This window comes from Streptomyces sp. B21-083 (assembly GCF_036898825.1).
Lineage (GTDB): Bacteria > Actinomycetota > Actinomycetes > Streptomycetales > Streptomycetaceae > Streptomyces.
Genome location: NZ_JARUND010000001.1, coordinates 4,099,953 through 4,123,391, shown reverse-complemented (window position 1 = coordinate 4,123,391; position 23,439 = coordinate 4,099,953). Strand labels below are relative to the sequence as shown.

Genomic DNA, 23,439 nt, shown 5'->3' with positions numbered 1-23,439 from the left:
CCGCTCCCCGTACGGCTGTCCCCCTGAGCAGGCCCTGACGCGGCGGGGTTCCCCCGGCCCCGCCGCAGCCGCCCTCCTCCCCATGAACCCCAACCGCACCACCCCCGTCCCCAGCCCCGCCCACCCCTTTTCCCGGGCGATATGCGTGCGAAGGAGCCCGCGATGAGCGAGATGATCACCGCGGACCTGGTCGATCTCGACCTGTCCGCCCAGACCAAGGACGCGGCGGCCCGTGCCCTCGCCGAGCGCATGGTGGCGAAGGGCCGGGTGACCGACCTCGACGGTTTCCTCGCCGACGTGGCCGCCCGTGAGGCGCAGATGCCGACCGGCCTCGACGGCGGCATCGGCATCCCGCACTGCCGAAGCGAACACGTGACCGAGCCGACGCTCGCCTTCGGGCGCAGCGCCGCCGGGATCGACTTCGGCGCGGCCGACGGACCCGCCGACCTGATCTTCCTGATCGCGGCCCCGGCCGGCGCCGACGACGCCCATCTGACGATCCTCTCGTCGCTGGCCCGGCAGCTGATGAACGACGAGTTCACGGCCGCACTGCGCTCGGTGGGCGACGCGGCGAGCGCCGCCGCGCTGATCCGCGGCGACACGACCCCGGCCGCGGGCACCGAAGACTCCGCGGCGGCTTCGGCGGCGGCCTCCGCCGAAGTCGCCGCGGGTACGAGTACGAGTACCGGTGCGGGTACGGACGAGGGCGCCGGCGGGGGCGGGCGGCCGTTCCGTATCGTCGCCGTCACCTCCTGCCCCACCGGTATCGCGCACACGTACATGGCGGCCGAGTCCCTGGAGAACGCCGGCCGCGAGGCGGGCATCGAACTCGTCGTCGAGACGCAGGGCTCGGCCGGGTTCACCCGGCTCGACCCGGCGGCCATCGCCGACGCGGACGGCGTGATCTTCGCCCACGACGTACCCGTACGGGAGAAGGAACGCTTCGCCGGGAAGCCGACCGTCGACGTCGGCGTCAAGGCCGGCATCAACAAGCCCGCCCAGCTCATCGCCGACGTACGCGGCAAGGCCGAGCGCGGCGAGGTCACCGCGAGCGCCCAGGGCGGCGGTACGCCCGTCGAGCGGGCCGGCGACTCCGGCGACAGCTACGGCACCAAGCTGCGCAAGTGGCTGATGACCGGCGTGAGTTACATGGTCCCGTTCGTCGCAGCCGGCGGCCTGCTGCTCGCCCTCGGCTTCGCCATCGGCGGCTGGGAGATCGACAAGGCGCCCTCGGTCATGGAGCACTTCTCCTGGACCCAGGTCGACAGCTGGGGCGCACTGCTGTTCCAGATCGGCGGCGTCGCCTTCGGCTTCCTCATCCCGGTCCTCGCCGGCTACATCGCCTACGGCATGGCGGACCGACCCGGCCTCGTCCCCGGCTTCGTCGGCGGCATGATCGCCTACAACATCGGCGCCGGCTTCCTCGGCGGTCTCGTCGCCGGTCTGCTCGCGGGTGGCGTGGTCCTCGCGATCCAGCGGATCAAGATCCCGCCGGTGCTGCGCGGCATCATGCCCGTCGTCGTGATCCCGCTGATCTCCTCATTGGTCGTCGGCTTCCTGATGTTCGTCGTGGTCGGCAAGCCGATCGCCGAGGCCCAGAAGGGCATGACGGACTGGCTCTCCGGCCTCTCCGGCAGCAACGCCGTGCTGCTGGGCATCCTGCTCGGTCTGATGATGTGCTTCGACCTCGGCGGCCCCGTCAACAAGGTCGCCTACGCCTTCGCCACCGCCGGCATCGCCGTCCAGGACCCGAGCGACTCCGCGATGAAGGTCATGGCCGCCGTGATGGCCGCCGGCATGGTCCCTCCGCTGGGCATGGCGCTGGCCACCGTCGTCCGCCGGAAGCTCTTCACCCCGGCCGAGCGCGAGAACGGCAAGGCCGCCTGGGTACTGGGCGCCTCCTTCATCTCCGAGGGCGCGATCCCGTTCGCGGCGGCGGACCCGCTGCGCGTCATCCCGGCCTCGATGGCCGGCGGCGCGGTCACCGGCGCCCTGTCGATGGCCTTCGGCGCCACGCTGCGCGCCCCGCACGGCGGCATCTTCGTGGTCCCGCTGATCGGCAGCCCGTTCCTCTACCTGATCGCCATCGCGGCCGGCACCTGCGTCACGACGGCCCTGGTGATCCTCCTCAAGAGCATGCGCAAGCCCGCGCCGGGCGCCACAACCGCCGAGTCACCGGACGGCGCGACGGCTGCGGCGCCGACGAAGAAGGAGCCGGTGGCGGCGTAGGCGGAGCGACGAGCACGCCGGCACCCACCCGGTGGGCCGGTCGTCAAAACCCCGGTGGGCCGGTCGTCTCGACGACCGGCCCACCGGGGTTCTCGACTTCGGTTCGGGGGTTACGACGTCCGCGCCGCCCGGCGCTCCATCGCGTCCCGCGCCCGGTCCTCCGTCGGATACACCTCGCACATGTGCCGGCCGTCGGGCGTGGCCGTGTGCTCGATCTCCCAGAGGGAGACCTCCTCACCGCCGGGCAGCAGGAAGGCGTGCTCGTAGAGCGAGAAGCCGATACCGGCCCGGCCCGCGCGGCACGGCCGCCCGAACGCCTGCGTGATCTGGTGCGCGAACGCCTCACGCAGCAGCTCGGCGGTCTCAGCCCCCGGCCGGTCCGCGTTCTCCGCGCGCCTCAGTAACCGGCGCGCGTGGTCCGCAGAGTCGTCCGGAACGTACGTGTGCCGCGGCTGGACGACCGCGGCGAGCTGCACCGTCACCGGCAGCTCGAAGTCAGGAGTGTCCGCGGGCAGCGGGAGCCGGGCCGTGGCGGCGCGCAGCTCCTCCTCGTCGACGTACACCTCGGCCTGCGGACCCGCCCCGGGCGCCGTGTTGTGCACCAGCTCCCACAGGGTGAGCGCCGAACCGTCGGCGAGCAGCCAGGTGTGGCGGTACGTCTCGCGGTGCAGGCCCGCACTGTGGTGCGCGGAGTGCAGCGAACTGTCGTGCGCCAGCGCGCAGTCGAGCCGCCGTATCGCGTCGTCGGGCAGTTCGAAGGAGTTCAGCGCGCGACCCAGGAGCCGCTCGAGATGCTCCTCCGGAGACTCGGGCGACTCGGGTGGTTCGTACGCTGCCGTCTCGTACGGAACGCTCAAGGCTTCTCCCGGCGTTGCTGCATGTCACCTTGTGGGTGCATACCGTAGCTCCTCGGTCGGACATCATGTCCGGGAACCGAGAAAACGTACGTCCTGAAGACGCCGGGGCCGCACGAAAAGTTCCCGCACGGCCCCGAAAACCATCAAATGATCCGTCCAACGCGCCCTGCTCCGGCGGCACTTCAGACGCTACCGAACTTCAGCGTCCCTCAGGCATCGCTCGCCGCGGTCCACTCGCTCCACGACATGTTCCAGCCGTTGAGACCGTTGTCCGGCGCGACCTGCTTGTCGGCGGAGTTCTTGACGATGACGACGTCACCGATCGACGAGTGGTCGAAGAACCACTTGGCGGGCGTGTCCCCCTGACCCCCCTGCTCGTCCCGCAGCCCCACACAGCCGTGGCTCATGCCCGTGCGCCCGAAGGGCGGGTTGCTCTTCTTGTACCAGTAGTTGCCGTGGACGAAGGTCCCGGAGGTGGTCAACCGCATCGCGTTCGGTACGTCCTTGATGTCGTACGCGTTGGCCAGATCGACCGTCCGGCTGTCCATCCGCGTCTCCCGCAGCTTCTCGGAGATCACCATCTGCCCGTTGTACGTGGTGAACTCCGGGGCGCCGGCCGAGATCGGGATGCTCTTGACGGTCTGCCCGTCCCGTACGACCGTCATGGTCTGCGTGTTGACGTCGACCGTGGACACCTGCGAGCGCCCGATCGTGAAGCTCACGGTCTTCTTCTGCACCCCGACCGCGCCGTTGGCGCCCTTCACCCCGTCCAGGTCGATCTTCATCGTGACCTTGGAGCCGGCCTTCCAGTACTCCTCGGGACGGAAGTCGAGCCGCTGCGCCCCGAACCAGTGCCCCACCACCTCCTGCCCGCTGCTCGACGTCACCGTGATGTGCGACCGCACGGCCGCCTGGTCGCTGATGGCCTTGTCGAAGGTGAACGAGACCGGCATCCCCACCCCCACCGTCGTCCCGTTGTCCGGTGTGTACGTCCCGATGAAGCTGTTCGCCTTGGAAACCGTCGTGAAGGTCGAGTCGGCGGCCTGGGTCCGCCCGTCGGCGTCCTTCGCGGTCGCCGCTATTCGGTACCGCGTCCCACGTTCCAACTGCCGCGCCGGCTGCCAGCTGCGCCCGTCCGCGGAGACCGCCCCCGCCACGGCCGCCCCCGTCTCCGCGACGGTCATCCGCACGTCGGTCAGCGTGCCGCCGCTGACCTTCACACCGGTCGTGTTGACCGACGCGCCCGCCGAACCGTCCTTCGCGGAGATGGCGATCCGCACGGCCGACGTCGCGACGGAGTTGCTGCCCTTGCCGCTGCCACTACCGCCCTTGCCCCCCTTGCCGTCGTTGTCTCCGCTGTTGTTGCCACCGCACGCGGTGAGGCTCAGGGCGCCGACCATCAGGACGGCACATGCCCCCAGTGCGCGCCGAGCTGTTGTGTTCGGCGTTGTCACGGGCTGCTCCAGTTTTGTGTGATGTGGGTGATCCGTTCCGCTGCGTGAGGAAAGAGGGGATCACCCCAGGCCCGGGTTCCCGCCGATCATGTTCACGCCCATCACGTGACAGAACCGCGACAATCACACCTCAACCGAGAAGAAAGCGGCCGGAGTTACCGCCCCTCGGCGTCGGCGTCCCCGGCTCCCCTGGAGTCCCCGGACAGCACCCAGGCAGCTCCCCGTACAACTCCCTGTACGACGGCCACGCCCCACCCGGCCCCGCCACCGACTCCGCCGCCCGCACCGCCCGGACGATCGCCCGCGTCACAAGATCCGCACCCGCCTCCAGGATCTCGTTCAGCGCTAGCGGGTTGTCCTCGGCCAACGGACGTGCCCCCGTCGCCAACGTGAATACGGTGTCCCCGTCGGTGAGCAGATGCACCGGCCGTACGGCCCGCGCGATGCCGTCATGCGCCGTGCCGGCCACCTTCTGCGCCTGCGCCTTCGACAGTGCCGCGTCGGTCGCGACCACCGCCAGCGTGGTGTTCAGCGGCGGAAGAGGAGCCTGCGCGGCGACCTCGGCCAGCCGCCGCCGCGCCGCCTCGTGCACACCGGCCGCCGGGTACTCGACCCGCCGCCCCTCGAACAACTCCCCGTACAGCACCCCCGTTTCCGGATCCACCGAGAACCCCGCCGCGTTGGACACCACCAGCGCCGCCACCGTGATCCCTGAGGGGAGGACAGCGCTCGCGGTGCCGACCCCGCCCTTGAGATGCCCGACCACGGCCCCCGTACCGGCGCCCACGCACCCCTCCGGGACGGGCGCGCCGGGTTCGCTCGTGGCGGCCGCCTCGACGGCTGCCCGACCGGTGGCCGCGTCCGGCCGGGCCCGGAAGTCGCCTCCCCGGCCCAGGTCGAAGACGCAGGCGGCGGGCACCACCGGCACGACGTGCCCGGGACCGGGCCCGACCCGCACCCCGCGACCCCGCTCCTCCAGCCACGCCATCACTCCCGACGCCGAGTCCAGCCCGTACGCACTGCCGCCCGTCAGCACCACCGCCTCGACGGTCCGCACCACGTTTCGCGGATCCAGAGCGTCCGTCTCCTTGGTGCCGGGTCCGCCGCCCCGCACGTCCACAGCCGCCACGGCTCCACCCTCCGGTGCGAGCACGACCGTCGTCCCGGTGAGCCACCCGTCACCGGTACGGGTCGCGTGCCCCACCCGCAGGCCGGCGACATCTGTCAGAGCGTCAACTGTCATGACGCCCAGTGTTGTCCAGCGACCCCTTCTTCCGCCTCCTCAGCCTTCCTTCGTCGCTTCCGCGTCTCCCGCCCGGCGCTCCCCGGCTGCTGTCCGGGCGGTCAGCGTCACCCCGGTCGCCACCGCGAGCGCCGACACCTTGCCTTCAGGCAGGGTGCCCGGTCCTTCAATCCCGAGGCGAACGCCCGCTTCTGAGTGGCGGGGCAGCTTAGCCGGAACACTGCCAGGGCAATCCGGTGTGGCGACAGTGACGGCGCTGTGGCCGATCTCAAGCAGACGTACAGGGTCTCGGAGTTGAGGGCCCTGGAGCCGGTCTTCTGCCGGATTGGTAACCGGGAGCGGTCACTCACACAGGTGATGTTGATCGATTGCCTGCCCGATCAGGGAATGTGTTGGCTAGATTCACGGCATGTCCCGGTTTCGGATGTACCCGACGAGCGAGCAGTCGGGCATCATGCTCGACCACTGTGCGCACGCCCGGTACGTGTGGAACCTCGCTGTCGAGCAGCACGCGCACTGGTACAAGGGTCGTAGGGTCGCGCCCGGTTTTGCCGAGCAGTGCCGTCAGCTCACCGAAGCCCGGCGCGACAACGCATGGTTGGCGGCCGGGAACGCGGATGTGCAGCAGCAGGCCCTGAAGGACTTCGCCAGGGCCAAGAACGCCAGGTTCGCCTCCGGCTTCGGTGAGCCTAGATGGCGCAGGAAGCACGTACACGAGGGCTTCCGGGTCATTGGCACTGACCGGGTGCCGGAGTTCGCGCCGGACGGGTCGCCCAAGCTGAACGCCAGGGGCAAGCAGGTGATGGGCCGCTTGGTCGTGGTGCGTAAGCTCAACCGCACGTGGGCGCAAGTCAAGGTGCCCGGCTGCGGATGGGTGCGCTTCCGGCTCACCCGGCGCAAGCTGCCGGAGGCGAAGACGTTCCGCGTCACCTTCCGCAACGGGCAATGGCATGTGGCGTTCGCGGTCGTGCCCGCGCCGGTCGACGCGCCGGGCACGGGTGAGGTCATCGGCATTGATCGGGGCGTGAGAATCACCGCGGCTCTCTCGGACGGACGGAAGCTGAACTGTCCGCAGTTGACCGTCAGGGAACGTGCCCAGATCCGGAAGCACCAGCGCCGTGCGGCCCGCGCTCCGAAGGGCAGTGAGGCCAAAACCGCTGGGTACGCCATGGTCGCCAGGCTCAGGGCACGTGAAGTCGACCGGCGTAAGGACTGGTGTGAGAAGACCAGCACGATGCTCGCCCGTGACTATGACCTGGTGCGGTTCGAGAAGCTGAACATCGCGAACATGACCGCCTCAGCAAAGGGGACGGTCGAGCAGCCTGGGAAGCAGGTCAGGCAGAAGGCCGGGCTGAACCGGGCAATCCTGGCCCAGGGCTGGGGCTTGCTCCGTCGGCGCACCGAGCACAAGGCCCCTGGACGGGTCGAGGATGTACCTGCCCCCTTCACCTCTATGCGGTGCAGTGCCTGCGGATGGATCGAGAAGAAGTCGCGCAAGAGCCAAGCCGACTTCGTCTGTGTGTCCTGCGGGTTCACCTGCAACGCCGACGAGAACGCAGCAAACAACGTCGCGGCAGGACAGGGCGGGATCCCCCGCCCCCGGCACACTGCCGGTGTCGGAGGGACGACAAGGGCCACCAGCCCTTCGAGCGTCCGTGAACCTCAACCCATCTGGGTTGGAATCCCCCTCTTTTCTTTTGAGGACGGGGGAGGATGTCAAGAAGCAGAGGTCGAAGAAGACGTGATGCACCTTGTCGCACGTACGTGCGGTCACTCTGTGTACGGTGTAGGTATCGACCAAGGTGTCGTCAGCGTCGAGTTCGAGGAAGAAATCGACGTCATAATGAAACGGCAATGAGCCACCGCTCGCAGGCCGAAGGCCGGTGCCGGAGCGTGATCGTGATCCGGCGGACTCCCCACGGCCCGGACAGGGCCCGGCAGGCGGGACGTACCCTGGAGTCATGAGCAGCCCCGCCGCCCCCGGACCGCGCGAGCCGAAGCCCGCGCTGATCTTCGACGACCCACTGGACCAGCAGTCGTCGGACGACACCGACCGGGGGTGGGGCGAGCGCCCGGGCGACGGCGGCGACAGCGGCGACAGTGCGGCCGACCTGAAGCGCTTCCTCGACGAGAAGCCGCCCCACCACCTCTGAACCCGCCGAACCAGGCCGTCTCTTACCGCTCGTTGTGTCCGGTGCCCCGCTGGGCCACCAGGGCGTCGCGGATCTCCTTGAGGACCTCCAGCTCGCTCACCTCGATGACCTCCTGCGCGCCTTCCTTCGCCTTCTGGCGTGCGGACACCCTGGCCAGGTACTTCGCCATCGGCAGGACCATCAGGAAGTAGACGACGGCCGCGGTGATCAGGAAGGTGAGCGTGGAGCCCAGGACCGAGCCCCACATGATCCGGATGCCGGTCGCGGTGTCGCCGGTGCCGGTGCAGGGGTCCTTGATGCAGGAGCTGTAGTTGTCCAGGTTCTTGGTCCCGAATGCCCCCACCAGGGGGTTGATGACGCCCTTGACCACCGAGTTGACGATGTTGGTGAACGCGGTACCGATGACCACCGCTACCGCCAGATCGACGACGTTGCCGCGCGTCAGGAAGGCTTTGAAGCCGTCCCAGACGCTCGGTTTCTTCTTCTCGCTCACCGCGGGGCCTCTCCTCGTACACGTCGTACACGCAAATGGTGGAACAAACAGCTCCGCAACCTACGTCAACGCCCGGCAGGCCTGTCCAATTGGGTAACCCCGACGAGGGACTTGACAGCGGACGGTTCGAAAAGATCACGCGTCGGCTCACCACAGGGTCACCGCCAACCGCGCTGTCGCGCCCGCGCCGGCCAGCCGGGACGCCGTGGCGTGCGGCACCGAGAGCACGACCAGCGCCCCGCCCTCGGCCACGCTGTCCTGCGGCGTCGGGGCCTGCGGCACCTGCGTCACCCGTGCCCGGCGCGCGACCACCCTGGCGGCGGTGCCCGTCGGAGAGTCCTCGGCCGCGATGACGTCGACCCGGTCACCGGGCCGCAGCAACCGGACCGTGGCCGCGTCGGCGATCCGGACCGGCGCTGTCACCATCTCCACCGCCGGGCGTGCCCGTACGGGATCCGCCACGGGGTGACCCCGGACCCGGCCGACATCGGGCGGTGGCCCCGTCGTCTCGCGTGGGCCCGCCGCGACGATCGCCGCCGCCGTGACGGCGAGGCCGAGGGCGAGCACCCGCCTCCGGTGCCGTACCAGGCGCCGCAGTTGATACCGCCCGCCGCGCACCCGCACGGGGGCGAAGTGCGGCACCTCGCAGGGCGCGGGGACGAGCGGGACGGATCGCACGGAACGTACGGGATGCGCGATGGGCGCGGAGGGCGCAGCGGGTGCGGAATGTGCGGAAGGCACGGTGCGTACGTAGGACACGGGGACCACCACCTGTGACGAGGGATCTGCTTGCGCTCCCACGATGAGGCTTCTCGGCGAACCGTGCCGAGGCCTGTGTACTACTCGCCGGTTGTGGACAACTCGCTCACCCGAACGGGAGGTTTGGCCCCGCCGACCTCGTGTCCCGCCCCGTCGTCAGGGCAGTTCGAAGCCCGGATCCATCCCGCCCAGCGCCTTCGTGCACAGGCAGTCCCGTGTCTCGCCCGCCGGCAGCGCGGCCACCGCGTCGGACAGCACACCCCGCATCCGGTCCACGTTCTGCGCGAACACCTGGAGCACCTCCTCGTGGGAGACGCCCTCGCCGGTCTCCGCGCCCGCGTCGAGGTCGGTGACGAGGGCCAACGTCGTGTAGCAGAGCTCCAGTTCACGGGCCAGCGCCGCCTCGGGATGGCCCGTCATGCCCACCACCGACCAGCCCTGCGCCCGGTACCAGAGGGATTCGGCGCGGGTCGAAAACCGCGGCCCCTCGATCACGGCCAGCGTGCCGCCGTCCACCGGCGTCCAGTCACGCCCACGCGCCGCCTCCAGCGCGACCGCGCGGCCGACCGGGCAGTAGGGGTCGGCGAGAGACACGTGCACCACGTTCGGGACGGCACCGCCGGGCAGTGGCAGCCCGTCGAAGAACGTCCCCGCCCGGGACTTCGTACGGTCGACCAGCTGGTCCGGCACGAGCAGTGTGCCCGGGCCGTACTCGGGCCGCAGCCCGCCCACCGCGCACGGGGCGAGCACCTGGCGTACGCCGACCGAACGCAACGCCCAGAGGTTGGCGCGGTAGTTGATGCGGTGCGGCGGCAGATGGTGACCGCGTCCGTGCCGGGGCAGGAAGGCGACCCGGCGGCCGGCGAGCTCACCGAAGAACAGGGAGTCACTGGGGGAGCCGTACGGTGTGTCGACCTGTATCTCGGTCACGTCGTCGAGGAAGGAGTAGAAGCCGGAGCCACCGATCACACCGATCTCGGCACCCGCGGAATTCGCCTGATTCACCATGCCCGCACCCTAGCCCGCACCGAAAACCCCGCGAGCACGCGGAAACGCCGAAGGCCCCGTCGTCGTGCGACGACAGGGTCCAGTGGGCGAAGAGGCGGTGCTACGCGGCCGAGCTGGTGCTCGACGAGCTGCTGGAGCCCGACGAGGAGCTGGACGACGAGGACGAGCCCGACGACGAGGAGCTCGACGAACTCGACGACGAGTCCGAGGAGGACGACGTCGAAGAAGAGGCCGTCGACGGCTTCGACGCGGGCGCACTGCTCGACGACGAGCCGCGGCTGTCGTTGCGGTAGAAGCCGGAGCCCTTGAAGACGATGCCGACCGCGGAGAACACCTTCTTCAGGCGGCCGTTGCAGGCGGGGCACTCGGTCAGGGCGTCGTCCGTGAACTTCTGGACCGCTTCAAGGCCCTCGCCGCACTCGGTGCACTGGTACTGGTAGGTCGGCACTTTGTCTTCCTCCTGGCACTCTCACTCGATGAGTGCTAACGACGGTCCAGTGTGACGTATTCCCGGGGATCAGTCCACTGTCACCGGCACGCGGTGACCGACGCCACGTGCGAGCGTCCGGCTCGCCGGGCGGTTCGCCGGCTCCGGCGTGAGCCGTGAACGCAGGGACAAGAGGGTCGCGAGGGCCAGCAGGGTGCCGCCCATGGGGACCAGGAACCCGGCGCCGTCCCAGAGGTGGTCCTCCAGCTGACCGGCGACGGTGACGGCCGCCGCCTGGCCGAGGGCGACCGCGCCGGTCAGCCAGGTGAACGCCTCGGTACGGGCGCCCGCCGGGACCAGACTGTCGACCAGGGTGTAGCCGGTGATCAGCGCGGGCGCAATACACATGCCGACCAGCAGGCCCAGCCCGGCCAGCGTCAGCGCGGACTCCGCCGTCCACAGGCCGGAGGCGGTGACCGCGAGGGCCGTGTACCCGGCGACCAGGCGCCGCTGCGGGGCCATGCGCCAGGCGACGGCTCCGCAGACCAGGCCGGAAAGCATGTTGCCGGCGGCGAAGACCCCGTAAAGGACGCCGTTCAGGCCGGGGTTGCCGGTGGACTCGCTGAACGCGGCGAGCGAGACCTGCATCCCGCCGAAGACGGCCCCGATACCCAGGAAGGCGACGATCAGGACGCGTACCCCGGGGATGCCCAGTGCCGAAACACGTTCCCCGCGCGCGTGCCGTCCGCTGAGCGCGTTGTCGCCGGCCACCGGCGGCTGAGTGCTCTTCTGCGCCGCGAACAGGAGGCCGCCGAGAAGGGTCAGCGCGGCCTCGGTGACCAGGCCGGCGGCCGGGTCGAGGGCGGTGCACAGAGCGGTGGCGAGCAGCGGGCCGAAGACGAAGGTCAGCTCGTCGGTGACGGACTCGAAGGCCGCCGCCGTCGGCATGAGGGGCGAGTCCTGGAGCTTCGCCGCCCAGCGGGCGCGGACCATGGGGCCGATCTGGGGTGTGGTGGCGCCGGTCAGGGCGGCGGCGCTGAACAGCGTCCACAGGGGGGCGCCGGTCAGCGCCAGCGTCGTCAGGGTGAGGCCGGACAGGGTGTGCAGGACGACGCCGGGGACGAGGACCGTGCGCTGGCCGTGGCGGTCGGCCAGGCGGCCCCCGTAGGGCGCGCACAGGGCCATGGAGACGCCGGTGACAGCGGCCACGGCGCCGGCTGTCCCATATGAGCCGGTGGTGTGCTGGACGAGCAGCACGATGGAGATGGTGAGCATCGCGAACGGCTGTCGCGCGGCGAAACCGGGGAGCAGGAACGTCCAGGCGCCGGGGGTGCGGAGCAACTGTCCGTAGGTGACCGTGGATGCCACGGCCCATGCCTTTCTGCCGCCTGGTGGCGCGGCCCCTCTTTTCATGGCGGGCGGCGCCGAGAGCTGTCCTCTTGCGCGGACTGCGGTAGATGCCGACGCCCCTGTACGAGGATGTCCCGGCCGCCATACGGTCGCGCCAGCTCTGCTTCAGACAGAGTTGGTTCGATCAGGGTGCGCCTTCACTGTACAGGGCAAGTAGACCCGTGGGCCTGTGAAAGGAAGAAGCGAGGTGCGTCACGCCTCTGCTCCGTTCCCGCCCGTCCCCAGCCACTGCGCCAGCTTGCCGCCCTGTCCCACGGCCCGCAGCCGGCGTTCCGTGGCGTCGCGGACCGGGTCGGTGGTCACCACGAGGAGTTCGTCACCGCGGTGCAGGATGGTCGTCGGTAGCGGAACGAACGATTTTTCATCTCGGACGACGAGGGTGACCCCGGCGCCCGGTGGCAGCCTCAGCTCACCCACCTCGACGCCGTGCATCTTGGAGCCGTCGGGTATCGCGACGGACAGCAGATGCCCGTGCAGCCGCTCCAGGGGTGCTGATTCGATGCCGAGGTCGTCGGCCTCAGAGCCCTTGCCGAGGTGCAGTTGGCGGGCCAGCCAGGGGAGCGTCGGGCCCTGGACGAGGGTGTAGACGACGACCAGGACGAAGACGATGTTGAAGATGCGACGGCTGTCCTCGATGCCGCTCACCATGGGGATCGTCGCCAGGATGATGGGCACGGCTCCGCGCAGCCCGGCCCAGGACATCAGGGTCTGCTCCTGCCACGGCACGCGGAACGGCGTCAGGCTGACGATCACGCTGAGCGGGCGCGCCACCATGGTCAGGGCCAGTCCTATGACGAGCGCGGGCCAGATGTCGTCGCCCATCTCGTGCGGGGTCACCTGCAGGCCGAGCAGGACGAACATGCCGATCTGGGCGATCCAGCCGAGTCCGTCGGCGAAGCCGCGGGTGGCCGGCCAGTGCGGCAGCTTGGCGTTGCCGAGGACCATGGCGGCCAGGTAGACAGCGAGGAAGCCGCTGCCGTGGGCCATGGCGCCGGCCGCGTAGCCGGTGACCGCGATCGCCATCACGGCGATGGGGTAGAGGCCGGAGGCGGGCAGGGCCACGTGTCGGAGGCCCCAGGAGCCGAGCCAGCCGACCGCGATGCCGATGGCCGCGCCGATGGCCAGCTCCATGACGATCACGCCGAGCAGCTTGTACCAGTGCTCGACCGGGCCCGCCGTGGACAGTGAGACGACCAGGATGACCACCGGGGCGTCGTTGAAGCCCGACTCGGCCTCCAGGGTGCCTGTCACGCGCGCGGGGAGGGGGATTTTCCGCAGGACGGAGAAGACCGCCGCCGCGTCCGTCGAGGACACCACCGCGCCGATGATGAACGCCTGCCGCCACTCGAGCCCGACCAGGTAGTGCGCCGCCGTCGCCGTGATCCCGACGCTCACCGCGACGCCCGCCAGCGCCAGCGCGGAGGCGGCCGGGAGGGCCGGCTTGATCTCCTTCCACTTCGTGCCCAGGCCGCCCTCGGCCAGGATCACGACCAGGGCCGCGTACCCGATGACCTGGGTCAGTTCGGCGTTGTCGAAGTGGATGTCGCCGATGCCGTCCTGGCCCATGGCGATGCCGATCCCCAGGTACACGAGCAGGCTGGGGAGCCCGCTGCGCGAGGAGATCCGGACCGCTGCCACAGCGATGAGGAGGACGAGCGAGCAGACGAGCAGGAGCTGGTTGAGGTCGTGGACGTTCAGCGGGCCGTTCCCTTCCCTGGCCCGCGCACTGCACGCGCGCGGGTCACGTACATCGGACACGAGGTGAGGCCACCGCGTACCCAAGTACTTCGTTACCTTACCTAACTCTTGACGATTTCTTGACACTTCCACAGGCATGATCGAATGCCCGTCCGTTCGCGTACCCGACTCCGCGTCAAGTCGCGCCGGGCCCTGCGCCTATGGTTGCTCCAGCACTCCAGTACCGCCTGCCGCTCGCGTTAGGACAGCAAGGACAGCGATGCCCCCCACTACCACCAGCTCTTCCGGACACAAGCCCGGCAAGTCCGGCAGGAAGAAGGGGCGCAAAGCCCGACTGTTCGTGATTGTCCTGGTCCTGGCCATCATCGGAGGCGTGGCCTACGGCGCGTACTGGTCCGTCAGTACCGTCCGGGCCTCCTTCCCGCAGACCAAGGGCTCAATCACCCTCGAAGGCCTCTCGGGGCCCGTCGACGTCAAGCGCGACAGCTACGGAATCCCGCAGATCTACGCCTCCTCCGACGCCGACCTGTTCATGGCGCAGGGCTACGTCCAGGCGCAGGACCGCTTCTACGAGATGGACGTCCGCCGGCACATGACGTCGGGCCGCCTCTCCGAGATGTTCGGCAAGGGGCAGGTCAAGAACGACGAGTTCCTGCGCACGCTGGGCTGGGACCGGGTGGCCAAGGAGGAGTACGACAAGACCCTGTCGGCCGCCACCAAGAAGTACCTCCAGGCGTACGCCAAGGGAGTCAACGCCTACCTGAAGGGCAAGGACGGCGCGGACATCTCCCTGGAGTACGCGGCCCTCGGGTTCGAGAACGACTACAGGCCGCAGGAGTGGACCCCGGTCGACTCGGTCGCGTGGCTGAAGGCGATGGCCTGGGACCTGCGCGGCAACATGCAGGACGAGATCGACCGCGCCCTGCTGACCAGCCGCCTCGGACCGAAGCAGATCGCCGACCTGTACCCGGAGTACCCGTACAGCCGGAACAAGCCGATCGTCCAGGAAGGCGCGTACGACGCGGCGACCCAGACGTACGTCCAGGGCGGCAGCGGCACGAGCACGCAGTCGGGGTCCTCGGGCACGTCCGGGACGTCGTCCGTCGACTCCGCGGCCTTCCAGAGTCAGCTGGAGGGCCTCTACCGGGTCCTGGACGACGTCCCGACGGCCGTCGGGGTGAACGGCAACGGCATCGGCTCCAACTCCTGGGTCGTCTCGGGCGACCACACCATCACCGGAAAGCCTCTGCTGGCCAACGACCCGCACCTGTCGCCCGCGCTGCCGTCCGTCTGGTACCAGATGGGCCTGCACTGCCGCAGCGTCTCCGCCAAGTGCCAGTTCGACGTCTCCGGTTACACCTTCGCGGGCATGCCCGGTGTGATCATCGGGCACAACGGCGACATCGCCTGGGGCATGACGAACTCGGGCGCCGACGTCACCGATCTCTACCTGGAGAAGCTCTCCGGCGACGGTTACCTGTACGACGGCAAGACGAAGCCCTTCACCACGCGCGAGGAGACCATCAAGGTCGCCGGCGGCTCGTCCAAGGAGATCGTCGTCCGGGAGACCGAGAACGGGCCTCTGCTGTCCGACCGCGACGACGAGCTCGTCCAGGTCGGCAAAAAGGCCACGGTCGACACCGCGGCCCCCGACCGGGGCGACGGCTACGGCATCGCGCTGCGCTGGACCGCGCTGGACCCCGGCAACTCCATGGACGCCGTCTTCCTGATCGACAAGGCGTCGAACTGGACCGAGTTCCGCGCGGGCGCGGCCTCCTTCGACGTGCCCTCGCAGAACCTCGTCTACGCCGACACCGCGGGCAACATCGGCTACCAGATGCCGGGCCGCATCCCCACGCGCGCGGCGGGCGACGACGGCTCGCTCCCGGTCCCCGGCTGGGACTCCAAGTACCGCTGGAGGGGCTACCTCAAGCAGGCCGAACTGCCCTTCGAGTTCAACCCCGAGCGCGGCTACATCGTGACCGCCAACCAGGCCGTCGTCGACAAGGCCAAGTACCCCTACACGCTCACCACGGACTGGGGTTACGGCACCCGCAGCCAGCGCATCGCCGACCTGATCGCCTCGAAGATCAAGGGCGGCGGCAAGATCTCCACCGACGACATGCGCCAGATGCAGCTGGACAACAGCAGCGAGATCGCCAAGCTGCTGGTGCCCAAGCTGCTGGCGATCGACGTCGACGACAAGTCCGTCCGTGAGGCGCAGAAGCTCCTGGTGGGCTGGGACTACACCCAGGACGCCGACTCGGCCGCGGCGGCCTACTTCAACTCGGTCTGGCGCAACATCCTGAAGCTCGCCTTCGGCAACAAGCTGCCCAAGGAGGTGCGGGTCAAGGGCCAGTGCCTGTACGTCAGGCCCGTGAACAACACCGGCCCTGCCGACGCGGACCAGCCTGTGCTCGAATGCGGTCAGCGGGACGCGGACCAGGCGCAGCCGGACGGCGGCGACCGCTGGTTCGAGGTGGTCCGCAAGATCATCAACGACCAGGGCAACGACTGGTGGAGCTCGCCGAAGACGCGCACCCAGCCGGCCGTGACCAACCGCGACCAGCTGTTCGCGCGCGCCATGTCGGACGCCCGCTGGGAGCTGACCGCCAAGCTCGGCAAGGACATCGACACCTGGAGCTGGGGCCGGCTGCACCGCCTGTTCCTCAAGAACCAGACCCTGGGCACCGAGGGCCCCAGCTTCGTGCAGTACATCCTCAACCGCGGCCCCTGGAACCTCGGCGGCGGCGAGGCGACGGTCAACGCGACCGGCTGGAACGCGGCCGGCGGCTACGGCGTCGTCTGGGTGCCGTCGATGCGGATGGTGGTCAACCTCGGCGACCTCGACAAGTCGAAGTGGATCAACCTGACGGGCGCCTCCGGGCACGCCTTCAGCGACCACTACACCGACCAGACGGGCAAGTGGGTCAAGGGCGAACTGCTGGACTGGTCCTTCACGGACAAGGCTGTCGACGACAGCACGAGCGACACACTGCTGCTGAAACCGTCGTGAGCACCCAGTAACCCCCGAAAGTCCCCGAAGCAGCCCCGAACCGGCCCTCTACGCGCGCGTGGAGGGCCGGTTCGCTTCAGGAGAGACCGCGGAAGCGCCGTACCCCCGACGGAGTGACCACCGCGTGCACCGGCCGGTCGTGCGGCTCGGCCGGGACCCGCGCGACGACCTCCGAGTCGTACAGCAGCACCACCAGGGCCGGATCGACGCCCGAGCGCTCCAGCCGGGCCAGCACGCGGTCGTACGAACCCCCACCGCGCCCGAGGCGCAGACCGCGCTCGTCCACGGCCAGGCCGGGCAGCAGGACGGCGTCGGCGCCCGTCACGGCCTCCGCTCCGAGGCGGTCACCGGCCGGCTCCAGCAGGGCCATCCGCCCGCCGTGCCGCACCTCCACCAAGGACCCCTCACCGGCGTACGCGCCCCAGTCGAGGTCGTTGTCCGGGAGGAGGACCGGCAGCAGGACCCGTACCCCGCGCGCGTGGAGGGCGTCGAGCAGTGCCCGGGTGCCGGGTTCGGAGCCGACGGAGACGTACGCGGCCACCGTGCGCGCGTGCGCGAGCTCGGGCAGGCCGAGCGCGCGGGCGGCCAGGGCGGCCGCCGCCGCCTCGACGTCGGCGGCCGTCAGCCCGCCTCGCACCGCGAGGAGGCCCCGCCGTGACGTGCGCTTGTCGGGCTCTGCCCCCATGACGCTCCCTCTATCGTGTCCGGTGTTCTCATGTGCTTCATATGTGGATATGAGCATCAGTTGATCGGTGTCACAGAATCAGCACAAAGGCTCCGGATAAGGTTGCCGCCATGACTGAGTCGCACCCCAGGATCAGCAAGGCTGTCATCCCCGCAGCAGGCCTCGGCACCCGGTTCCTGCCGGCCACCAAGGCCACTCCCAAGGAGATGCTGCCGGTCGTCGACAAGCCGGCGATCCAGTACGTGGTCGAGGAGGCCGCGTCCGCGGGCCTCGACGACGTCCTCATGATCACGGGACGCAACAAGCGCCCCCTTGAGGACCACTTCGACCGCAACTACGAGCTGGAGTCCGCCCTTCAGAAGAAGGGCGACGCCGCGCGACTCGCCAAGGTCCAGGAGTCCAGCGACCTCGCGACCATGCACTACGTCCGCCAGGGCGACCCCAAGGGCCTTGGCCACGCCGTCCTGTGCGCGGCCCCGCACGTCGGCCACGAGCCCTTCGCCGTCCTCCTCGGCGACGACCTCATCGACCCCCGAGACCCCCTGCTCAAGCGCATGGTCGAGGTCCAGGAGCAGCACGGCGGCAGCGTGATCGCCCTCATGGAGGTCGCCTCCGAGCAGATCCACATGTACGGCTGCGCGGCCGTCGAGACCACCGACGACGGCGACGTCGTCAAGGTCACAGGGCTGGTCGAGAAGCCGGACGCCGCGGACGCACCGTCGAACTACGCGATCATCGGCCGCTACGTCCTCGACCCGCACATCTTCGGCATACTCCGCCAGACCGAGCCCGGCCGCGGTGGCGAGATCCAGCTCACCGACGCCCTCCAGCAGCTCGCCCAGGACGAGAAGATCGGCGGCCCCGTGCACGGCGTCGTCTTCAAGGGCCGCCGCTATGACACCGGGGACCGCGGCGACTACCTGCGTGCCATTGTCAGACTCGCATGCGAACGTGAGGACCTGGGCCCGGACTTCCGGACCTGGCTTCGCAGTTACGTAGCCGAGGAGATGTAGCAACGTTGAGCAGCGCCGCGCCCCGCACCGCCGGCCAGGACCACCTGTGGTCGGTGGACGAGCACCTGGAGGACATCCTCGCGACCGTCCGCCCCCTCGAACCCATCGAGCTGCAACTCCTCGACGCCCAGGGCTGTGTCCTGGTCGAGGACGTCACGGTGCAGGTCTCCCTGCCGCCGTTCGACAACAGCTCCATGGACGGGTACGCGGTCCGGGTCGCCGATGTCGCGGGCGCGAGCGAGGAGTACCCCGCCGCCCTGACCGTGATCGGGGACGTCGCGGCCGGCCAGGACGGCCTGCTCCACGTGGGCCCCGGCCAGGCCGCCCGCATCATGACCGGCGCCCCGCTGCCGCCCGGCGCCGAGACCGTCGTCCCCGTGGAATGGACCGACGGGGGCCTCGGCGAGGGCCCCGTCACCGGGATGCGCGCCCGCAGCGCCGACCCCGACGGCGCCTACGGCCAGGTGCGCGTGCACCGCCCGGCACCGGCACGCGCGCATGTGCGCGCGCGGGGCAGCGACGTCCAGGCCGGCGACCGCGCCCTCGCCGAGGGCACCATCCTCGGGCCGCCGCAGATCGCCCTCCTCGCCGCGATCGGCCGCGGCACCGTACGTGTGCGCCCGCGCCCGCGCGTGGTCGTCATGTCGACCGGCAGCGAGCTGATCCAGCCCGACGAGAAGCTCACGGGCGGCCAGATCTACGACTCCAACAGCTTCGCCCTCACCGCCGCCGCCCGGGACGCCGGGGCGATCGCCTACCGCGTGGGCGCGGTCGCCGACGACGCCGAGATCCTCCGCTCCACCATCGAGGACCAGCTCGTCCGCGCCGACCTCGTCGTCACCACCGGAGGCGTCAGCGTGGGCGCCTACGACGTGGTCAAAGAGGCCCTCTCGCATGTCGCCGACGAGGACGAGCCCGGCGCCGGCGTCGACTTCCGCAAGCTCGCCATGCAGCCCGGCAAGCCCCAGGGCTTCGGCACCGTCGGCCCCGACCACACCCCGCTGCTCGCCCTGCCGGGCAACCCCGTGTCGTCGTACGTCTCCTTCGAACTGTTCGTGCGGCCCGCGATCCGTGCCCTGATGGGCCTCACGGACATCCACCGGCCCACGACCAGGGCCGTACTGGCGACGGACAAGGCGCTGACCTCTCCGGCCGGGCGCCGCCAGTTCCTGCGCGGCACGTACGCGGACGGCCGGGTGACGCCGGTCGGCGGCGCCGGATCACACCTGATCGCGGCCCTCGCCCACGCCGACGCGCTGATCGTCGTACCTGAGGACAAGGAGTCCGTGGAGCCCGGCGCCGAGGTCGAGGTCGTGCTGCTCGGCTGACCGGGGCGGCGGGGGCCCGCCCGACCGGGTGGGCGGGGCGGCTGAGGGGCGCCGGTTGGGAGTACCGTGTCGCGCACAACAGGCCCGACCGGGAGCGCCGCAGCACATGAGCACGCAGGACGACCGACTGACGCACATCGACGAGACGGGCGCCGCCCGCATGGTCGACGTATCCGCCAAGGACGTGACCGCGCGCACCGCCCGCGCCAGCGGCCGTGTCCTGGTATCGCCGCGCGTGATCGAACTGCTGCGCGGGGAAGGGGTTCCCAAGGGAGACGCCCTGGCCACCGCGCGGATCGCGGGCATCATGGGCGCCAAGCGGACCCCGGATCTCATCCCGCTCTGCCACCCGTTGTCGGTGTCGGGTGTGAAACTGGACCTGTCGGTCGCGGACGACGCCGTCGAGATCCTGGCCACCGTGAAGACGACGGACCGCACGGGCGTCGAGATGGAGGCCCTCACGGCGGTCTCGGTCGCCGCGCTCACCGTGATCGACATGGTCAAGGCGGTCGACAAGGGGGCGGTCATCACGGACGTCCGGGTGGAGGAGAAAACCGGCGGCAAGTCGGGCACCTGGAGCAGGTCATGACACCGACGCTGCCCGAAGAGTTCGGGGGTCCGCTGCTCGCGCCCTACGCCGCCATGGTCGTCACCGCGTCGAACCGCGCGGCGGCGGGCGTCTACGAGGACAAGGGCGGCCCCCTGATCGCGGCGGGGCTGGAAAGGTTCGGCTTCGCCGTCGACGGACCGTGGGTCGTGCCCGACTGCGACCCGGTGGAGAACGCCCTGCGGGCCGGTGTCGAGGCCGGGTACGACGTCATCGTCACCACCGGCGGTACCGGCATCTCGCCCACCGACCGCACGCCGGAGGCGACCAGCGCGGTGCTCGACCGGGAGGTGCCGGGCATCGCAGAGGCCGTCCGGGCGTACGGCCGGGACAAGGTGCCGACCTCGGCGCTGTCGCGCGGACTCGCCGGAGTCGCGGGCGGGACGCTGATCGTCAATCTGCCGGGTTCCACCGGCGGGGTGAAGGACGGACTGGCCGTCCTGGAGCCCCTGTTGAAACACGCCGTGGACCAGATCCGGGGCGGCGATCACCCCAGACCCGCCGGAACCAGCGGGGGTGCGAGCTGAACAGCCCGTCCTGGCCCGTCGAGCTGGTGGAAGGCGATGTCGTCCTCCGGCCCGTCAGGCTGCGCGACCAGCGGATCTGGCGCGAGATCAACCGGCGCAACCGAGACTGGCTGCGGCCCTGGGAGGCGACGATCCCGCCGCCCACGCCCAGCGGCCCGATCGCCCACCGGCCGACCTACCGTCAGATGATCCGGCATCTGCGCGCGGAGGCGAACGCGGGCCGGATGCTGCCCTTCGCCATCGAGTACCAGGGGCAGTTGGTCGGCCAGTTGACGGTCGCCGGCATCACCTGGGGCTCGATGTGTTCGGGCCATGTCGGCTACTGGGTGGACGAGGCGGTCGCGGGCCGTGGCGTCATGCCGACGGCGGTCGCACTGGCGGTCGACCACTGTTTCCGCACGGTCGGACTGCACCGCGTCGAAGTCTGCATTCGCCCCGAGAACGCACCCAGCCGCCGGGTGGTGGAGAAACTCGGATTCCGCGAGGAGGGACTCAGGCCCCGCTATCTCCACATCGACGGGGCCTGGCGTGACCATCTCGTCTTCGCCCTCACCGCGGAAGAGGTGCCGGAAGGATTGCTGAGCCGCTGGCAGCGGGCGCGCTCACAGAACACGCCCAGGAATCCCGCGTAAATTGAATAAGTGTTCGAAAAGTATTCGACTGATGACTCTCAAACGACCGCGGACAGCCGCCTGACGACCGCCTCACGACCGACTGGCGTCCGTCTGACGATCGACTTGGGGCGCTAAATTCACGCCTTCGATGACCCGCTGATCGCATCGATCACAAAAAAAGCTCGAAATATCAGCCAGATCGTGCGACACACCGGCTCAATTGGCAGATGGCCTCACGCAAACCCCTCTACCGTGTGAGGCGTGAGCAGCAGCGGCCTCATCTACGCAGTCATTGTCGGGGCCTGGGCCGCCTACTTGGTGCCGATGTGGCTCCGTAGGCAGGACGAGCTGAACGAGGCTCGTCCGACGGAACGCTTCAGCACCGCCATCCGGCTTCTGTCCGGACGGGCGGGCATGGAGCGCCGATACGCCAAGGACCTGCAGGCGCGCTCCGCCGACGAGGAGGAGCACAGCGCCGGCGACCCGGAGGGTGCCACCGACTCGGTGGACGTCCGGGCCTTCGCCGCGCCCCCGACCCGCCCCAAGGCGAAGGTCCAGGTACAGGCACAGGAACAGGCGCACCAGGAGCAGTCACCGGCGCAGGCGCACGAACAGCCGAGGGCGCCGAAGCGGGAGCACCACGCACAGGCGTCGGCTCCGGCTCCGGCCCCGGCGAGGGAACGGAAGCGTGAGCGCGTGCCGGCGGCTCGTCGGAGCGCGGGCACCTCGGCGGAAGCCGCCGCGCGCGCCCGGCGCTCGAAGGTCCTCGCGCGCCGCCGGCGTACGACGGTGATGCTGTTCATCGCCTTCACGCTCGGCACGATCGTCGCGGCGGTCGGCGGACTCGCCCTTCTCTGGGCCCCCGCCGTCCCGGCGGTCATGCTGAGCGGATACATCGCCTATCTGCGTACGCAGGAACGGCGCCGTTTCACCTACCAGATGGACCGACGCCAGGCCGAGCTCGCCGCGCAGCGACTGCGTGAGCGCCAGCCCCGGCGGCGGCCGTCCACCGACCCCGGTGCCGAGGAGCAGGACGAGCACCCGGAGCCGGCGACGGACCCCGGGATGTCCGCGCTCGCCGCCGACAGGCGTGCGCTCGTCGAGCAGACCGACCACGCGGAGTGGGTCGACCAGCAGCGCGAACGCCAGCGCCGCCCCGGCCACGGCGACAGCTGGGACCCGGTCCCGGTACCGCTGCCGACGTACGTGACCGCCCCGGTCGCCCCCCGCGCCACCTCCGACGTCGACCTCGGCGCACCGGACGCCTGGAGCTCGGCACGGTCCAGCACGGTGGGCCGCGAGTCGGAGTCCTCGGCGGACGAGCCGCTGACGACGGAGGACGCGGCGGACGCGGAGGCGGACCTGTCGCCGGAGTCCGACGCGGAGCTGGGCCCGGAGGACGCGGACGGTCGCACCGACGCACGCCGCGCGGCATCCGCCCGCAGGGCCCGGGAGCGCGGCCGTACGCCCCTGTTCGACCAGTACGAGGACGGCGAGCGGCCCAGGGCCGCCAACGAGTAGCGAGCGCTCCCCGGCCGTTCCGGCCAGGTGGGAGACGTGCGCGGGCCCCGACTGACCAGCACGGAACGGATTTCCGAGCACCCGGATCGGGATGCTAGAGTTTCACTCGTTGCAAGGGCCTGTGGCGCAGTCTGGTAGCGCACCTCGTTCGCATCGAGGGGGTCTGGGGTTCAAATCCCCACAGGTCCACGCACGAGCCGTTCACGAGTTAACTCGTAGGCGGTTCACGAAATCCCGTCTGATCACTTTGATCGGGCGGGATTTCGTCGTTCTGGGTTCGTTGGGAGGTCTGGGTGCGCACGTCGTGGCGTCTTGGTCGGCGTCGCGGGGGTTGTGGCAGGTGTGCGGGCATGCCTGAGCACGCCGGCCTGGGAGGTCGGCGTGCGGTGGTCGGTTG

General features: G+C 70.1%; 20 protein-coding genes and 1 tRNA gene. 11 read left to right on the top strand and 10 right to left on the bottom strand.

What is annotated here, in order from left to right; translation table 11 throughout:
• The first annotated feature begins 162 nt into the window (after positions 1 to 162).
• Positions 163 to 2,229 (top strand): PTS fructose transporter subunit IIABC, encoded by a 2,067-nt coding sequence (locus tag QA861_RS18450; RefSeq protein ID WP_334589421.1) that lies wholly within the window; start codon positions 163 to 165, stop codon positions 2,227 to 2,229.
• Positions 2,230 to 2,339: 110 nt separating this feature from the next.
• Here the strand turns inward: QA861_RS18450 and QA861_RS18445 are convergent, their stop codons facing one another.
• From QA861_RS18445 to QA861_RS18435, 3 genes are all read right to left on the bottom strand, one after another.
• On the bottom strand, positions 2,340 to 3,086 hold the full coding sequence (locus QA861_RS18445) for a DUF6227 family protein (protein WP_334589420.1): 747 nt from the start codon (positions 3,084 to 3,086) through the stop codon (positions 2,340 to 2,342).
• Between the two features lie 209 nt (positions 3,087 to 3,295).
• Positions 3,296 to 4,486: a L,D-transpeptidase gene (locus QA861_RS18440; RefSeq protein ID WP_443041564.1), complete on the bottom strand. Its 1,191-nt coding sequence runs from the start codon at positions 4,484 to 4,486 to the stop codon at positions 3,296 to 3,298.
• A 184-nt stretch (positions 4,487 to 4,670) separates the two neighbouring features.
• The gene (locus QA861_RS18435) at positions 4,671 to 5,783 is read right to left on the bottom strand and encodes a P1 family peptidase (protein ID WP_334589418.1); all 1,113 of its coding nucleotides are present in this window, start codon (positions 5,781 to 5,783) and stop codon (positions 4,671 to 4,673) included.
• A gap of 409 nt (positions 5,784 to 6,192) precedes the next feature.
• Here QA861_RS18435 and QA861_RS18430 point away from each other — a divergent pair, with 409 nt between their 5' ends.
• Positions 6,193 to 7,641, top strand: a complete 1,449-nt coding sequence (locus tag QA861_RS18430; RefSeq protein WP_334589417.1) for an RNA-guided endonuclease InsQ/TnpB family protein — start codon at positions 6,193 to 6,195, stop codon at positions 7,639 to 7,641.
• A 103-nt stretch (positions 7,642 to 7,744) separates the two neighbouring features.
• Positions 7,745 to 7,936: a hypothetical protein gene (locus QA861_RS18425; protein WP_334589416.1), complete on the top strand. Its 192-nt coding sequence runs from the start codon at positions 7,745 to 7,747 to the stop codon at positions 7,934 to 7,936.
• 22 nt (positions 7,937 to 7,958) lie between these two features.
• Here QA861_RS18425 and mscL read toward each other — a convergent pair whose 3' ends face one another.
• The 6 genes from mscL to QA861_RS18395 all read right to left on the bottom strand — a co-directional run bounded on the left by mscL (position 7,959) and on the right by QA861_RS18395 (position 13,791).
• Positions 7,959 to 8,429: a large conductance mechanosensitive channel protein MscL gene (mscL, locus tag QA861_RS18420; protein ID WP_334589415.1), complete on the bottom strand. Its 471-nt coding sequence runs from the start codon at positions 8,427 to 8,429 to the stop codon at positions 7,959 to 7,961.
• 147 nt (positions 8,430 to 8,576) lie between these two features.
• Entirely contained in the window at positions 8,577 to 9,107 is a 531-nt protein-coding gene (locus QA861_RS18415; protein ID WP_334589414.1) for an RcpC/CpaB family pilus assembly protein, read from the bottom strand.
• Between the two features lie 237 nt (positions 9,108 to 9,344).
• A complete protein-coding gene (locus tag QA861_RS18410) occupies positions 9,345 to 10,196 on the bottom strand; it encodes an S-methyl-5'-thioadenosine phosphorylase (RefSeq protein WP_334589413.1) in 852 nt (283 codons plus the stop codon).
• Between the two features lie 100 nt (positions 10,197 to 10,296).
• Positions 10,297 to 10,644, bottom strand: coding sequence for an FmdB family zinc ribbon protein (locus QA861_RS18405; RefSeq protein WP_006377135.1), 348 nt, complete (start codon positions 10,642 to 10,644; stop codon positions 10,297 to 10,299).
• A gap of 69 nt (positions 10,645 to 10,713) precedes the next feature.
• Complete coding sequence (locus tag QA861_RS18400) at positions 10,714 to 11,991, bottom strand: MFS transporter (protein ID WP_334589412.1); 1,278 nt, start codon at positions 11,989 to 11,991, stop codon at positions 10,714 to 10,716.
• Between the two features lie 234 nt (positions 11,992 to 12,225).
• Positions 12,226 to 13,791 carry a potassium/proton antiporter gene (locus tag QA861_RS18395; protein ID WP_334589411.1) on the bottom strand — a complete coding sequence of 522 codons (1,566 nt, stop codon included), beginning with the start codon at positions 13,789 to 13,791 and terminating at the stop codon, positions 12,226 to 12,228.
• Between the two features lie 199 nt (positions 13,792 to 13,990).
• Here QA861_RS18395 and QA861_RS18390 point away from each other — a divergent pair, with 199 nt between their 5' ends.
• A complete protein-coding gene (locus QA861_RS18390) occupies positions 13,991 to 16,747 on the top strand; it encodes a penicillin acylase family protein (protein ID WP_334589410.1) in 2,757 nt (918 codons plus the stop codon).
• A gap of 76 nt (positions 16,748 to 16,823) precedes the next feature.
• Here the strand turns inward: QA861_RS18390 and QA861_RS18385 are convergent, their stop codons facing one another.
• Entirely contained in the window at positions 16,824 to 17,432 is a 609-nt protein-coding gene (locus tag QA861_RS18385; RefSeq protein WP_334589409.1) for a 5-formyltetrahydrofolate cyclo-ligase, read from the bottom strand.
• Positions 17,433 to 17,542: 110 nt separating this feature from the next.
• On the opposite strand from QA861_RS18385, the gene galU reads away from it, so the two are divergent.
• From galU to QA861_RS18350, 7 genes are all read left to right on the top strand, one after another.
• On the top strand, positions 17,543 to 18,445 hold the full coding sequence (galU, locus tag QA861_RS18380; protein ID WP_334589408.1) for a UTP--glucose-1-phosphate uridylyltransferase GalU: 903 nt from the start codon (positions 17,543 to 17,545) through the stop codon (positions 18,443 to 18,445).
• Between the two features lie 5 nt (positions 18,446 to 18,450).
• Positions 18,451 to 19,773 (top strand): molybdotransferase-like divisome protein Glp, encoded by a 1,323-nt coding sequence (glp, locus tag QA861_RS18375; protein ID WP_334589407.1) that lies wholly within the window; start codon positions 18,451 to 18,453, stop codon positions 19,771 to 19,773.
• Between the two features lie 106 nt (positions 19,774 to 19,879).
• Entirely contained in the window at positions 19,880 to 20,362 is a 483-nt protein-coding gene (gene moaC / locus QA861_RS18370) for a cyclic pyranopterin monophosphate synthase MoaC (RefSeq protein WP_006380873.1), read from the top strand.
• Positions 20,359 to 20,907 (top strand): MogA/MoaB family molybdenum cofactor biosynthesis protein, encoded by a 549-nt coding sequence (locus QA861_RS18365; protein WP_334589406.1) that lies wholly within the window; start codon positions 20,359 to 20,361, stop codon positions 20,905 to 20,907. Before moaC ends, QA861_RS18365 begins: the two co-directional genes overlap by 4 nt.
• Positions 20,908 to 20,933: 26 nt before the next feature.
• Entirely contained in the window at positions 20,934 to 21,539 is a 606-nt protein-coding gene (locus QA861_RS18360) for a GNAT family N-acetyltransferase (protein WP_334589405.1), read from the top strand.
• 243 nt (positions 21,540 to 21,782) lie between these two features.
• Positions 21,783 to 23,042, top strand: a complete 1,260-nt coding sequence (gene sepX / locus QA861_RS18355) for a divisome protein SepX/GlpR (protein WP_334589404.1) — start codon at positions 21,783 to 21,785, stop codon at positions 23,040 to 23,042.
• Between the two features lie 115 nt (positions 23,043 to 23,157).
• Positions 23,158 to 23,231, top strand: a tRNA-Ala gene (locus QA861_RS18350).
• The last annotated feature ends 208 nt before the right edge of the window (positions 23,232 to 23,439 follow it).